The 13,909-nt window shown below is 70.8% G+C and carries 11 protein-coding genes; 4 read left to right on the plus strand and 7 right to left on the minus strand.

The features are described 5' to 3' along the window. Positions 1–184: 184 nt before the first annotated feature. From ACZ6SA_RS15660 to ACZ6SA_RS15680, 5 genes are read right to left on the minus strand one after another with little or no spacing between them, the layout of a single operon-like run. Positions 185–1,747: an amidohydrolase gene (locus ACZ6SA_RS15660; protein WP_465828469.1), complete on the minus strand. Its 1,563-nt coding sequence runs from the start codon at positions 1,745–1,747 to the stop codon at positions 185–187. After that, positions 1,744–2,586: a nitrilase-related carbon-nitrogen hydrolase gene (locus ACZ6SA_RS15665; RefSeq protein ID WP_465828471.1), complete on the minus strand. Its 843-nt coding sequence runs from the start codon at positions 2,584–2,586 to the stop codon at positions 1,744–1,746. The genes ACZ6SA_RS15660 and ACZ6SA_RS15665 overlap by 4 nt, the downstream gene beginning before the upstream one ends. Beyond that, positions 2,537–3,925, minus strand: a complete 1,389-nt coding sequence (locus ACZ6SA_RS15670) for an MFS transporter (RefSeq protein ID WP_465828473.1) — start codon at positions 3,923–3,925, stop codon at positions 2,537–2,539. The genes ACZ6SA_RS15665 and ACZ6SA_RS15670 overlap by 50 nt, the downstream gene beginning before the upstream one ends. A 4-nt stretch (positions 3,926–3,929) precedes the next feature. Next, a complete protein-coding gene (locus tag ACZ6SA_RS15675; RefSeq protein WP_465828475.1) occupies positions 3,930–5,381 on the minus strand; it encodes an aldehyde dehydrogenase family protein in 1,452 nt (483 codons plus the stop codon). Positions 5,382–5,391: 10 nt separating this feature from the next. Further along, a complete protein-coding gene (locus ACZ6SA_RS15680; protein WP_465828477.1) occupies positions 5,392–6,726 on the minus strand; it encodes an aminotransferase class III-fold pyridoxal phosphate-dependent enzyme in 1,335 nt (444 codons plus the stop codon). An 87-nt stretch (positions 6,727–6,813) separates the two neighbouring features. On the opposite strand from ACZ6SA_RS15680, the gene ACZ6SA_RS15685 reads away from it, so the two are divergent. Continuing rightward, entirely contained in the window at positions 6,814–8,145 is a 1,332-nt protein-coding gene (locus tag ACZ6SA_RS15685) for an aminotransferase class I/II-fold pyridoxal phosphate-dependent enzyme (protein WP_465828479.1), read from the plus strand. A 107-nt stretch (positions 8,146–8,252) separates the two neighbouring features. On the opposite strand, the gene ACZ6SA_RS15690 is transcribed toward ACZ6SA_RS15685, so the two are convergent. After that, complete coding sequence (locus ACZ6SA_RS15690; RefSeq protein ID WP_465828481.1) at positions 8,253–10,073, minus strand: alkyl/aryl-sulfatase; 1,821 nt, start codon at positions 10,071–10,073, stop codon at positions 8,253–8,255. 645 nt (positions 10,074–10,718) lie between these two features. Between ACZ6SA_RS15690 and ACZ6SA_RS15695 the strand changes: the two genes are divergently transcribed. The 3 genes from ACZ6SA_RS15695 to ACZ6SA_RS15705 all read left to right on the plus strand — a co-directional run bounded on the left by ACZ6SA_RS15695 (position 10,719) and on the right by ACZ6SA_RS15705 (position 12,468). Then, a complete protein-coding gene (locus ACZ6SA_RS15695) occupies positions 10,719–11,399 on the plus strand; it encodes a DUF998 domain-containing protein (RefSeq protein WP_347642389.1) in 681 nt (226 codons plus the stop codon). Between the two features lie 341 nt (positions 11,400–11,740). Next, positions 11,741–12,142: a Gfo/Idh/MocA family protein gene (locus ACZ6SA_RS15700; RefSeq protein ID WP_347642388.1), complete on the plus strand. Its 402-nt coding sequence runs from the start codon at positions 11,741–11,743 to the stop codon at positions 12,140–12,142. Then, positions 12,082–12,468, plus strand: a complete 387-nt coding sequence (locus tag ACZ6SA_RS15705) for a hypothetical protein (RefSeq protein ID WP_465828484.1) — start codon at positions 12,082–12,084, stop codon at positions 12,466–12,468. The genes ACZ6SA_RS15700 and ACZ6SA_RS15705 overlap by 61 nt, the downstream gene beginning before the upstream one ends. A 59-nt stretch (positions 12,469–12,527) precedes the next feature. On the opposite strand, the gene ACZ6SA_RS15710 is transcribed toward ACZ6SA_RS15705, so the two are convergent. Next, positions 12,528–13,670 (minus strand): serine hydrolase domain-containing protein, encoded by a 1,143-nt coding sequence (locus ACZ6SA_RS15710; protein WP_465828485.1) that lies wholly within the window; start codon positions 13,668–13,670, stop codon positions 12,528–12,530. Positions 13,671–13,909: the final 239 nt, after the last annotated feature.

Below are 13,909 nucleotides of genomic sequence, written 5' to 3' on the forward strand. Positions count from 1 at the left end.
CCAGGCCCGGACGAGGTTCATGGCGATGTCGATCAGCGCGCCGCTGTCTCACCGCCGGGGGGACGTTCGGTTGCGGCGGTGTTGACCGCGCCTGCGGCTCGTGGTTGGCCGCGCCCAGATCCGAGGAGCGCCGGCCGGACCCGGCGGCGGACGCGCTCGAACGTCGGCGCGCCCGCGGCCGTGGTCATCCGGAGGCCCACACCCGCTCGCCGCCCACCCAGGTCGAGCGCACCCGGGTGGCCGCGATCTCGTCGGGCTCGACGGCGGTCAGGTCGGCGTCGAGGACGACGAAGTCGGCCACCTGGCCGGGAGAGAGCCGGCCCCTCCGGCGCCCGTCGCCGGTGGCGTGCGCCGAGCCGTGCGTGTAGACGCCGAGCGCCTCGATCACGCCGAGCCGCTGGGCGGGGCCGAAGTCCAGGCCCGCGGCCGACCTGCGGGTGACCATGCTCTGCACGCCGAGGAGCGGGTCGACGGGCACGATGGGGTAGTCGGACGAGCCGGCGACCTCCAGCCCGGCGTCCAGCATCGACCGGTGCGCGCAGATCCGGCCGGCCCGCTCCTGGCCGTAGAAGCCGGTGAGCGCCTCGCCGTACAGATGGGCGAAGGCGGAGAACGGCACCGGCGTGACGCCGAGCGTGACCAGCCTGGCGATGATCTCGTCGTCCACGATGCTGCAGTGCTCGACGCGATGGCCGGCCCCGGTGGCGGGCAGCGATGCGAAGACGTCGAGCAGCTTGCTGATCGCCAGGTCGCCGTTGGCGTGCACCGCGATCCGCGCTCCCGCGGACGCGACGGCGCGCACCCGGCCGGCGAACTCCTCGTCGGTGAGGATCTGCAGGCCGTTGTCCGTGCCCGTGCCGCTCGGGTAGGGGTGGCGGCACAGGCAGGTGCCGCCGGTCAGCGCGCCGTCGTACATCAGCTTCACGCCGCTCAGCTGCAGCCGCTGGTCGGCTTCCTGGCCGGGCCAGGTCGCCGGGTCGAAGTAGGTGTGCCACAGCAGCATGCTCACCCGCGGCGTGAGCGCGCCACGGTCGCGTGCCGCGGTGTACATCCGCTGCTCCACCGGGGTGACGATCGCGTCGCAGTAGGAGGTGATCCCGGCCCTGTGCAGCCCGTCGTTCACCTCCGCCAGCGCGGCCACCTGCGCGGCGAGTTCGCCGGCGGGCGCGATGGTGTCGCGCCGCGGTCCTGGCAGCCACGGGTCGAGCCAGGCGCGCTCGATCAGCCGGCCGTCGAGCCGGCCGGCGGCGTCGGTCATGAGTTGCCCGCCGTCCGGCGCGTCCGCGGCGGTGCGGTAGCCCAGCAGTTCGAGCGCCCTGCTGTTCACCACCGCCCGGTGGAAGGAGTAGTGGATCAGCACGACGGGGTGATCGGGCGAGACGGCGTCGAGGAAGTCGCGGTCGACGCCGGGGATGAGGCGATCGTCCAGCGGCTGCCCGACGACCCACTCGCCGGGCGGCGTCCGGGCGGCCCTGGCCCGCAGGGCGGCGGCGACCTCGGCGGCGCCGGCCGCGCCGGCCAGGTCGACGCGGACCCTGGCGAGCGCGGCCTGCGAGACGTGGCAGTGCGCGTCGTTGAACCCGGGCACCACCAGCGCGCCGTCGAGGTCGACCCGTTCCGCGTGCGGATGCCGCCGGGTCAGGCCGGCCCGCGTCCCCGTCGCGACCACGACGCCGTCCTCGACTGCGAACGCCTCGGGCTCGGTGCCGTCCAGGGCCAGGATCCGCCGCGCCGTGAACAGCTTCACGGCGCCACCACGGCGCCGTAGGACTCGGGCCTGCGGTCGCGGTAGAAGGCCCAGCGATCCCTGATCCGCCTGATCTCGTCCAGGTCGAGGTCCTGGACGACGAGGTCGGGGTCGGTGTCGCTCGCCGTGTCGCCGATGACCTTGCCCTCCGGGCCGACGAAGTAGGAGGTGCCGTAGAAGTCGTTGTCGCCGTACTCCTCGACGCCGACCCGGTTGATCGCGCCCACGAAGTAGGCGTTGGCCACGGCCGCGGCCGGCTGCTCCAGCTGCCAGAGGTATCGCGACAGCCCGCGATGCGTCGCCGACGGGTTGAACACGATCTCCGCGCCGCCCAGCCCGAGCGCCCGCCAGCCCTCGGGGAAGTGCCGGTCGTAGCAGATGTAGACGCCGATGCGGCCGGCCGCGGTGTCGAACACCGGGTAACCGAGATTCCCCGGCCGGAAGTAGAACTTCTCCCAGAAGCCCGGCAGGTTCGGGATGTGGCTCTTGCGGTATTTCCCGGCGAAGGAACCGTCGGCGTCGATCACCGCGGCGGTGTTGTAGAGCACCCCCGGCTGCTCCTCCTCGTACACCGGGAGCACCATGACCAGGCCGAGCTCCGCCGCCAGCGCGCGGAAACGCTCCACCGTCGGCCCGCCGGGCACGGCCTCCGCCCAGTCGTAGAACCGTTGGTCCGTCACCTGGCAGAAGAACGGGCCGTAGAACAGTTCCTGGAAGCAGATCACCTTGGCACCCCGCTCGGCGGCGCGGCGCGCGGCGTCCTCGTGCTCCCGGATCATGCTCTCCCGATCACCTGTCCACCGCGTCTGGTACAGCGCTGCCCGGACGACCCTGCTCATCGTGACGGCTCCCTTCGTCTGTGACTTCACGGTTCTCGATGTTCTCCCCGTCGAGTGGCTTCGCCGGCGCGGCGGAGACCGCCACCAGGGTGATCACCGCCACCACCGACAGGTATGCGCCGACGGCGAGGCTGTTTCCCGTCGACTCGAAGAGCCAGGTCGCGAGGAACGGCGCGGGCGCCGATGCGACGATGCCGCTCAGCTGGTAGGACAGTCCGGCGCCCGTGTAACGCACCCGGGTCTGGAACAGCCCGGGGATGAAGCTCGTCAGCACCGCGCTGGAGAAGGCGTGGCCGATCGGCAGGGCGAGCACCGTGGCCAGCAGGATGCCCCAGGCGGTGCCCGTGGCGAACAGCGCGAACATCGGCACCCCGATGACGATCCCGATCACCGCGCCGAGTTGCATCAGCCGCTTGCGCCCGATCCGGTCGCCCAGCATCGCGACCAGCGGCAGCGAGACGATGTCCAGCGCCGCGGCCAGCATGAGCATCAGGAGGATCTGGCCACGGTCGAAGCCGAGGTCCTGCGGCCCGTGCGCGAGCATGAAGACGGTGGACAGGTAGAAGACGGTGTTGCCGACGCCGACGGACAGGGTGCCGATCAGCACCGCCCGCTTGTGCTCGCGCAGCACCTCGAGCAGCGGCACCCGGCGCTGCCGCTTGCGCCGAGCCTCCGCCTCCCGCATCTCGGTGAACTCCGGCGACTCGCTGACCTTGCTCCTGACGTAGAAGCCGACCGCGATCATCGCTGCGGACGCGAGGAACGGCAGCCGCCAGCCCCAGGACTGGAACTGCTCCTCCGGCATGCTCTGCACGAGGAAGAACGCGCCGTTCGCGAGCAGCAGCCCGGCGGGCACCCCGGCCTGCGGCCAGCTCGCGAAGAAGGCCCGCTTGCGTCGCGGCGCGTGTTCGAGCGCCATCAGCGCGGCGCCTCCCCACTCGCCGCCGACGGCCACACCCTGCACGATGCGCAGGATGACCAGGATGAGCGGCGCGGCGATCCCGATCGTGTCGTAGTTCGGCAGCAGGCCGACCAGGACCGTGGCGATCCCCATGCCCAGCAGCGACCAGATGAGCATCTTCTTGCGGCTCATCCGGTCGCCGAAGTGGCCGAACAGCACGCTGCCGAGCGGCCGGGCGACGAACGCGATCGAGAACGTGGCCAGCGAGGCGAGCGTGCCGGCCGCCGGGCTCAGCGTGGGGAAGAACTGCCCGTTGAGCACGAGCACCGAGGCCGTGCCGAAGAGGATGTAGTCGTACCACTCGATGGTGGTGCCGACGAAACTGGCGAACGCCACCCGCACCGGAGGCACGGCAGGCGGGTTGGAGGTGGAGGACATGTGGTCACCTCTGCAAGCTCACGGATATGTGTTTGCGCTGGGTGTAACTGTCGAGCATCCCCTCGAGGGAGAACTCGCGACCGATTCCGCTCTGTTTGAAACCCCCGTAGGACTGCCCGAGGACCTGCCCGCCCCCCTGGTTGACCTGCACCCACCCGGCCTCCAGCGCGTGCGCGGCGCGCAGCGCCCTGCTCACGTCGTGCGTCCAGACGAACGCGGCCAGCCCGTACGGCGTGTCGTTGGCCATCGCGATCACCTCGGACTCCTCGCGCCACGGGATCGCGCACACGACCGGTCCGAAGATCTCCTCCTGCGCGATCCGCCAGTCGTTGGCGACGCCGGTGAAGACCGTGGGCTCCACGAAGTAGCCCTTGGACAGCGGGCCGTGCTCCGGGGGCAGGCCGCCCAGGGCGATCCGCGCCCCCCGCTGATCCATGCCGTCACGGATGTAGCCGCAGACCTTGTCGAACTGTCCGGCGTTGACGATCGCGCCGATGTCGGTGGACTCGTCGAGCGGGTCGCCCACCGTGAGCGAGCCCAGCCGGGTGGTGAGCTTGCCGACGAACGAGTCGAAGACCGTCTCGTGGACGAACAGCCGGGAGCCCGCCGTGCAGGACTGGCCCTGGCGGAAGAAGCGCATGCCCGCGATCACGCCGTCGACCACCCAGTCCTCGTCGGCGTCGGGGAAGACCAGTTGCGGGCTCTTGCCGCCGAGCTCGAGCGAGACCGGGGCGACGCGGTCGGCTCCGGCGCGCATCACCTGCCTGCCCACGGAGGTCGAGCCGGTGAAGCTGAGCTTGGCGACGCCGGGATGCGCGGTCAGCGCCGCGCCCGCCTCCTCGCCGTAGCCGGTCACGACGTTGAGCACGCCGGCCGGCAGGAACTCCTGGCAGATCCTGGCCACTTCCAGCACCGCGAGCGGGGCGTCCTCGGCGACCTTGAGCACCAGCGTGTTGCCGGTGACCAGCGCGGGGGCGATCTTCAGGGCGGAGAGCATCAGCGGGGCGTTCCACGGGACGATCGCGCCGACCACGCCGAGCGGCTCGCGCCTGGTGTAGTCGAGTACGGCGTCGCTGAGCGGGATCGTCTCCCCCTTGGCCTCGCCGGCCAGACCGCCGAAATAGCGGAAGCAGTCGACGACGAACCGGGCCTCGCCGCGTGACTGGGTGCGCAGCGCGTTGCCGTTCTCCAGCGAGACCAGCCGGGCGAGCTTCTCCACCTCCGGTTCGAGGCTGTCGGCCACGCGGCGGAAGAGATCGGCCCGTTCGCGCGGCGGGCGCGCCCGCCAGGCGGGGAGGGCGCGGGCGGCCGCGTCGACCGCGCGCCCGACGTCGGCGGCGTCGCCGCGTGGCACGCGGGCGACCGTGGTGCGGTCACCGGGGCTCTCCACCTCGATCCACCGGCCGTCGCCTGCCGTGACCCACTCGCCGTCGATCAGCATCGGTCGCTCGGACACATGCTCCTCCTCAGCCGGTGACGTACTCGTCGGCGATCTTGAGCGCCGCGTCGTAGACGGCGAGCCCGCGGTCCAGCTCGTCGTCCTCGATGATCAGCGGCGGCGCGACGTGCAACCGGTTGAAGTGAGTGAACGGCCACACGCCGCCCTCGCGGCAGGCAGCGGCGACCCGCGCCATCGGCTCGTTGGCCTGCCCGGCGGCGTTGTACGGCACCAGCGGCTCGCGCGTCTCCCTGTCGCGGACGAGTTCGATCGCCCACATCAGGCCCATCCCGCGCACCTCACCCACGCTGGGGTGCCGCTGCGCGATCTCGGCCAGCCGGGTTTCCAGCCGCTCGCCGAGTGCGCGCACCCGGGGCAGGATCCGCTCCTCCTCCAGGACCTTCATGTGCTCGACCGCCACCGCGCAGGCCAGCGGGTGACCGCTGTAGGTGAGCCCGCCGGGGTAGGCGCGGTCGCCGAAGAACCCGGCCACCTCGGCCGAGATGATCACACCGCCGAGCGGGACGTAGCCGGAGTTGACGCCCTTGGCGAAGGTGATCAGGTCGGGCCTGACGTCCCATGCCTGGCAGGCGAACCAGTGCCCGACGCGGCCGAATCCGACCATGACCTCGTCGCAGATCAGCTGGATCCCGTGCCGGGTGCACAGCTCGCGCACGCCGCGCAGGTAGCCGGGCGGCGGGACCAGGACGCCGTTGGTGCCGACCACGGTCTCCAGGACGACCGCGGCCACGGTGTGCGGTCCTTCGAGCGTCACCACCTCGTCGAGGTGACGCAGCGCCCGCTCGCTCTCCTCCTCCGCGCTCGTTGCGGAGAACGCGGAGCGGTAGGGGTAGGGGCCGAAGAAGTGCACGGCGCCGGGCAGGCCCGGCTCGCTCGGCCAGCGCCGTGGTTCGCCGGTCAGCGAGATCGCCCCGGTGGTCGCGCCGTGGTAGGAGCGGTAGGTGCTGAGCACCTTGTGCCGGCCGGTGAACAGCTTGGCCATCCTGACCGCGTTCTCGTTGGCCTCGGCTCCGCCGTTGGTGAAGAAGACCTTCGCCATGCCCTCGGGTGCCCGCTCGACGATCATCCGGGCCGCCTCGCTCCGCACGTCGACGGCGAACGAGGGCGCGGCGTAGGCGAGCCTGGCCGCCTGGTCGCCGATCGCGGAGATCAGCCGGGGATGGCCGTGTCCGAGGTTGGAGTTCACCAACTGGGAGGAGAAGTCGAGGTAGCGGTTGCCCCCGTAGTCCCAGAAGGTCGACCCCTCCGCGCCCGCCACTGGCAGGGGGGAGATGTGGTCCTGTGCCGACCACGAGTGGAAGACGTAGCGGCGGTCGTCGTCGGTCACCTGTCGCGCGGTCACTGATACGCCCTTTCGCTGGTGGGTGGCATGAGATTACGTGCAGTAATGCCGGTAGACAATAGAAAGTTTGTTATAGTACAAACAGCTGTGGACATTTCTGCGTCGGTGAGCGACCGCACGGCGGCCGGCATCGCCAAGACGGTCGGCCGCCTGATCACCAGCGGAGAGCTGCCGGCGGGCGAGCGGCTGCCGACCGTCAGGCAGCTCGCCGAGGCGCTCGGCGTGAGCCCGGCGACCGTTTCGCAGGCGTGGCAGCGGCTGCTCAGAGCGGGCCTCGTCCGCACCGACGGCCGGCGTGGCACGGTGGTGCGCACCCCGGCGAATTTGACCGGCCCGACCAGATACAGCCGGCTGCGGGCCGAGGGCTTCGCCGGCCTGCTCGACCTGTCGGAGAGCTGGCCGGATCCCGCGCTCCTGCCACGCGTGGAGTCCGTGCTGGAGCAGCTGAGCAGGGATCAGCGCACGAGCAGCTACTTCGACCCGCCGCTGCTGCCCGGCCTGGAGGAGGTGTTACGGGCGGACTGGCCGTTCCCGCCCGCGGTGCTCGCGCTGGTCGACGGGGCCATGGACGCGGTGGACCGGCTGCTGTCCGGGCTCGTCCGGCCCGGCACCAGGGTCGTGGTCGAGAACCCGACCTTCCCCCCGATCCTCGACCTCCTCGAGCTGTTCGGAGCCGAGGTCGTCGCGCTGCCCGTCGACGACCGCGGCATCGAGCCCGGCGACCTCGGCGCCGCGCTGCGCGAGGCCGACGCGGACGCCGTCATCCTCCAGCCGCGCGGGCAGAACCCCACCGGTCACAGCATGGACGAGCCGCGCGCCGCGGAGCTGGCGGCGGTGCTGCGCGACTCCACGGCACTGATCATCGAGGACGACCACTCGGCAGGGATCGCCGTGGCCGAGCCGGTGAGCCTGGGCCACCACCTTCCCGAGCGGACCGTGCACATCCGCGGCTTCTCCAAGTCGCACGGCCCCGACCTGCGGATGGCCGCCGTCGGCGGCGCCGAGGGACCCATCATGTCGCTGCTGCGTCGCCGGATGCTCGGCTCCGGCTGGACCAGCAGGCTCCTGCAGAACGTCCTGCTGCGGCTGCTCACCGGTCAGAAATCCCAGGAGCAGATCGCCGCGGCACGGAACGAGTACGCCGCGCGGAGATCGGCGCTGCAGCGGGCGCTCACCGCACACGGCGTGACCGCCCACGGCAGGGACGGCACCAACCTCTGGGTCGGCGTGCGCAACGAGCAGCAGGCGCTGGTGTCGCTCGCGCTCAACGGCGTGGCGGTCGCGCCCGGATCGGCGTTCATGGCGACGCGGCTGCCCGGTGACTTCCTCCGCGTCGCCTGCGCGCCGCTCGACCAGCACGACGTCGACGGCGTCGCCGAGACCATCGCCGAGGCGGCGCACGCCACCCGCCGCCGCTGAGCCGGCCCCTGATTTCGCGCGTCGGCCGCGAAGCTGCGCGGGCCGGGATTTCGCGCGTCGGCCGCGAAGCTGCGCGGGCCGGCGGGGTCCTGAACGCCCTCGCAAGGTCAGGGCGTGACGATGGCGAAGTCCCGCGTGGGCTCCTCCAGGACGGCGGTCAGCCGGTGCAGGACGGTCATGTCCCCGTCGTGGTCAATGCCGTCGTGGTCAATGCCGTCGGCGCCGCCGTCTCCGGCGAGCAGGCCCATCAAGCGCTCCTTGGTCAGCCGGATGGCGAGGTCGGCGCCCCCGCCGGATGGCGACGTCTCGTGGATCAGGACGCCGTTGGACATCGATGTGCGGTGGCACTCGTCGAGATCGGTGAGGTGCCAGTCGATGGCGAAGCGCTCATTCCAAGCATCGGGGCCGTTGACGCGGATGGACAGCGAGTCAAAGATCTGCTCCGCGGTGAGCGCGCCGAGCATGTCCGGCGAGGCGGTGTCGGTCGCGGACTTCGGCGGCCGGCCGGTCAGCTCGCCGGCGCCGGTGAGGTAGAAGTTGCGCCATGTGGCGTTCTCGGCGCCTTGGCCCAGCCGGGTGTACACCTCGGCCAGCAGCCGGCGCGCCTCCGCGTTGCCCTCCTCGGCGAACACCGCGTGGTTGAGAAGCGTCGCCGCGAAGCGCAGGTCGCCGTCGCGGATGTAGCGGCCGGCCAGCCCGACGACGGCGGAGGCGCCGCCGAGGCATTCGACGTAGCGGCGGGCCTGGTCGACGGGCGGGTGCTCCCACAGGTGGGCGGGGTTGCCGTCGAACCACCCCAGGTAGCGCTGGTAGATCGCCTTGACGTTGTGGCTGACCGAGCCGTAGTAGCCGCGCGTGTGCCATGACTGCTCCAGAGCGGGCGGCAGCTGCATGGTCTCGGCGATCTCGTTGCCGGTCATGCCGCGGTTCAGCATGCGCAGGGTCTGGTCGTGCAGGTAGGCGTACAGGTCGCGCTGCTGGGACAGGAAGGTGACGATGCGCTCCCTCCCCCAGGTGGGCCAGTGGTGGGAGGCGAAGGCCACGTCCGCGTGGTCGGCGAACAGCGCGATGGCCTCGGTCAGGTAGCGGGACCAGATGCGGGCGTCGCGGACCAGCGCGCCGCGCAGGGTCAGGACGTTGTGCAGGTTGTGGGTGGCGTTCTCGGCCATGCACAGGGCACGGTGCTCGGGGAACAGGAAGTTCGTCTCCGCCGGAGCCTCGGTGCCGGGGGTGAGCTGGAAGACGATGCGTACGCCGTCGACCGTCTCCTCCTGTCCGGTGCGGATGATGTCGACGGTGGGCGGGATGAGGGAGACGGTGCCCGATGAGGCGCCCATGCCGAGGCCGCAGCCGAGCTGGCCTTCGGGCGAGCGCGGGAGGAACTCCCCGTACATGTACACGGCCCGGCGGTTCATCGCGGTGCCGACGTAGACGTTCTCCGCGACGGCGTGCTCCATGAAGTGCGCCGGCGCCATGATGGGGATGCCGTTCCCGTTGGTGACGCCGCGGGCGCCCCCGAAGTGGTCGGCGTGGGAGTGGGTGTAGATCAGGCCGGTGACCGGGCGGTCGCCCCGGTGGTCGCGGTACAGCCTGAGCGCGGCGGCGGCGCACTCGGTGGAGATGAGCGGGTCGATGACGATGACGCCGCGCTCGCCCTCCACGATCGTCATGTTGGACAGGTCCAGTCCGCGCACCTGGTAGATGCCGTCGGTCACCTCGAAGAGCCCCTGCTTGGCGCACAGCTGGGCCTGCCGCCACAGGCTCGGGTTCGCGCCGGCCGGGCACTCGCCGCCCAGGAAGGCGTACGCATCGTTGTCCCAGACGACCTTTCCTTCTGCCGCCCTGATCACGGCGGGGGTCAGCTGGGAGATGAAGCCGCGCTCCGCGTCGTCGAAGTCGGTCCGGTCGTGAAAGGGAAGGTCTGCCATACGACGCTGCTGCCCCGCAGCGTCCTTCGCTAGGGCCAGTGGCGGTTCAGGAAAGCCCAGATCAAGGTGCGGACACGTTACCTGCCCGGCCACCGCGCCGGCCACCCGGTGGATCACCGATCCCCGCCCGGACAACATCAGCCCCACACGCCAGCCGCCCAGTCCGCGGTATCTATCAGCATTGACTTATATAAGTAGCAGCTGAGATTATCGGCCCGTGCACGCGGTCGATGTGCTCGGCGGCGTGGCCGGCACCTCCGGCGCCTGCACGGCGTCGTCCCCGCACCACTCAGGAGGCCCGCATCCGGCTGGAGCGTTGTCACCGGTTCTGGAGTCGGCGCCTTGACGCGCTGGGCACCGAACTCGCGCGGGCCCAGCGCGAGCGCCACCACCCGCTTGACGAGAGGCCGTCCGCGGAGCGACGACCGTGCCCGAAGGACGAGGAGGAGGGAACGAACGAATGATCGACGTTGTCGGCCAGATCAACGCCGCCCAGCCGGTCGCCGCCGGAGCAGGACGCTCGCACCGCACCGACGGCCTGGGGCTTCGGCCGCGTCCAGATCACCGAACGCGGCCGGCGCGGCGGCCACCAGGTACCGAGTCCGCCGGACGGCGACTCGCCGACACTCATGAGGAGTAGACCCGATGACCGAGAACCTCACCACTACGGCGTCCGGCGGGGCGGCGCGGACGCTGCTGCTGTGCGGCATCGCCGCAGGCCCCCTCTACATCGTCGTGGTCCTGCTGCAGATGCTCACCAGGGACGGGTTCGACATAAGCCGGTACCCGGCCAGCATGCTGAGCAACGGTGACCAGGGATGGATTCAGATCGCCAACTTCGCGGTCAGCGGCCTGCTGTTCATGGCGGGAGCGGCCGGCCTGCACCGGGCACGCGGTTCGGCAGGCCGGGCCGGCACCTGGGGGCCGCGGCTGGTCGGCGTCTTCGGCGCCGGGATGGTCGCCGCCGCCTTCTTCTCCGCCGACCCTGCCGACGGCTTCCCGCCGGGGACGCCCCTCGGCGCGCCCACGAGCATGAGCACGCAAGGGATGGTTCACTTCCTCGTCTCCGCGGTCGCCTTTCTCGCGCTGATCGCCGCGTGTTTCGCGTTCGGCCGACAATTCGCGGCGACCGACCGCCGCGGCTGGGCCGCCTTCAGCATGGTGACCGGCGCGCTCTTCCTGGCGGCCTGGATCTCGATCTTCGCGACGCAGGGCTCCCGGGTGGCCAATGTCGCCTTCGCCCTCGCCATCGCGCTCATCATGGTGTGGGCATCGCTCCTGGCCGCGTACCGGCTGATTCGGCCCGGCGTGGCGGCACCGGCCTGACCTTCCGAGGGCGGCGGCGACGCCCGGACAACAGCGGAAAAGCCTATGGACGCTTTGAGTGACGTGATGAATACTCTACGTGCCAGGCTCTTTCGCCCTCGCAATCACTTCCTCCAGCACGGCATACGCCCCGCTCGACACGTCAGCGGCCGCGCAGCAGGGCCGGATCAGGCTGCCGATCCTGGATCCGGACCTGGCCTACCGCATCGAACCCGTCCCGCTCTCGGCCGGCGCCCTCGTGCGCACCCACGGCGGGAAGCCCTCCTGGTGGCTCGACCGTCCCGTCATCTCCGGCAGGGCGCTGGAGGCCGTCGGGATCGTGGGGTCACCAGTCGAAGGCCGTGCGCCCGGTCGGGTACGCCAGGGAGCGGCTCCTGCCCGGCGTCGAGCCGATGCTGGGCGACGTCCGTTCGCTGCACGCGGACCGCACGCAGCGGCTCCCGTCAGACCCCGCGCACCGGCTCAACAACCCCGACCTGGCCGGCGGCTGCCTGCTGGACGTCGGCGTCTACCCGGTGTCCTTCGCCCACGACATCCTCGGGGATCCCGTGGAGGTCACCGGGCGCGGCACCCTGAGCGACACCGGCGTCGACGTGTGCGTGGCGACGGCCCTGCGTCACCGCAACGATGCCCTCTCGACGTCGTACTCCTCCATGGAGACCAGAGGCCCAACACCTCCGTGGTGCTCGGGACCGAGGGCCGGATCGAGATCGACTCGGTCTGGTACTTCCCCGCGGTGGTGACCGTCAAGAACGTGACGGGGCAGAAGCTGGAACGGTTCGACCAGCCGGTGAGCGGCAGAGGCATGCAGTACCAGGCCGCGGAAGCGGAGCGGCTGATCGCTGAGGGCGAGGTCGAGAGTCCGCTGATGACCCACGAGCAGTCGGTCGCGGTGGTGGCCACGATAAACGCCGTCCGCGAGGAGATCGGGGTGCGCTGTCCCGGCGGACAGCGCCGGCAGAAGCCGGCCGGGTGGCCGGGACGGCGCGAACGCCGCCCCGGCCGCTGCTGGGCTGGGGTGAGCGACGTGGCGGCGACCGGCGTGGGACGAAGCCCGCCAGCGCGGTGAACCGCCGGTCTCGGCGATCAAGATGCGGCGGACCCGGGTCCTTTCCGGACCGCGTGGTGCTAGTTCGAGGGGCAGAGGATCGCTTCGGCGGCCTTCTCCATGAGGGGATCCAGCTCGGGATCGAGGTTGGAGGCGGCCAGGGTGGCCGACAGGGCGAACTGCACCCGGCCGTCGGGGGTGTTGTAGGTGGTGGACTTGTTTCCTGGGCCGCCGCCCGTGACGCCGAAGTAGCCGCCCTTGCCGTCGCAGATCCGGCCGTTGGCGGCCGGCTTCGACGCGGTCTTGGCCGGTTGCTCCTTGGGCAACAGGCGGCCCAGCAGCACCTGGGTGAGTTCCTTGGGCAGCAGCTGGTTCTTGACCAGGGCGCGGTGGAAGGCGCTGACGTCGTCGGAGGTGGAGATGACCCCGGCGGCAGCGTAGCCGTGGCTCATGTTCTGGCGGTCGACGTCGCGCAGCTTGCCGTCCTTGTCGGGGTAGTAGCCGTGGCCGTGCGGGCCCTTGATGCCGCCGGGCGGTTTGACAGGCAGGTAGGTCTTGTCCATGTCGAGCTCGTCGAACAGGCGTCGTTCGAACTCCGCCGCCACGGTGTGCTTGGTGTACCTCTCGATGATCAGCCCGAGCAGGAAGTAGTTGGTGTTGGAGTAGCTGAACTGGGCGCCCGGCTCTCCTGTCCGTTCCAGGTCGCTGGTCTGTTTCACCATCTCCAGCGGTGTGCGGTAGGTGGTGTCGCCGAAGACGTCCGCGGCCGGCAGGTTGGGGATGCCGGAGGTGTGCTGGAGCATCTGCTGCAAGGTGATCTGGTCGGCCAGCTTGACCAGGTCCTGTTCGACGACGACGGGCAGCAGCTCGCTCAGCTTGGTGTCCAGGGCGAACTTCTTCTCCTTGACCAGCTGGAGGATCACGGTGCCGGTCATCAGCTTGGTCTGTGAGCCGATCCGGTAGCGGGCGGTGGGAGGGATCTTGCCGCCCTTGTCGTCCAGCAGGCGGGTGCCGCCGGTGCCCTGGTCGACCCGCCTGCCGTCGACGTAGACGGCGCCGATCGCGCCCACGACCTTGGAGCCGGCGGCCAGTTCTGTGAGCGCCTTCTGCACGTCACCGAACCGGGGGCGATCCGAGCCGGTGGCGGCGGCGGGTGCGGTGACGCCGAGCGTCAGCATCGCGCATGCCAGACCGGCCAGGCCGACTGCTGTCGTACGATTCACGATGGAAATTTCCTCCTGTCCAGACGCGCAAGCATGGGTGGCTTGATCGCCTTCAGCGCGTGGTCCATGTGTAGTCCTGACAGGGTTTCCTCCGCGTTTCCGACCGGCGCGGTCAGCGATCGGCCGCCGTCGGCGTGCGGTGATCGTGGCACCTGCAACGGCCACTGCGGCCGCTATGGAGGCGAGTTCGCGCCGCATGCGTCCGCCTGATCGCCTGATGCTCCAGCGGCCTCGCGGAT

The organism is Nonomuraea sp. NPDC049378 (assembly GCF_055586745.1).

Bases quoted from the DNA above. Each gene is read 5' to 3' on its own strand.
- ACZ6SA_RS15670 (WP_465828473.1), bottom strand. From the start codon at position 3,925: ATGTCCTCCACCTCCAACCCGCCTGCCGTGCCTCCGGTGCGGGTGGCG.
- ACZ6SA_RS15665 (WP_465828471.1), bottom strand. From the start codon at position 2,586: ATGAGCAGGGTCGTCCGGGCAGCGCTGTACCAGACGCGGTGGACAGGT.
- ACZ6SA_RS15690 (WP_465828481.1), bottom strand. From the start codon at position 10,073: ATGGCAGACCTTCCCTTTCACGACCGGACCGACTTCGACGACGCGGAG.
- ACZ6SA_RS15695 (WP_347642389.1), top strand. From the start codon at position 10,719: ATGACCGAGAACCTCACCACTACGGCGTCCGGCGGGGCGGCGCGGACG.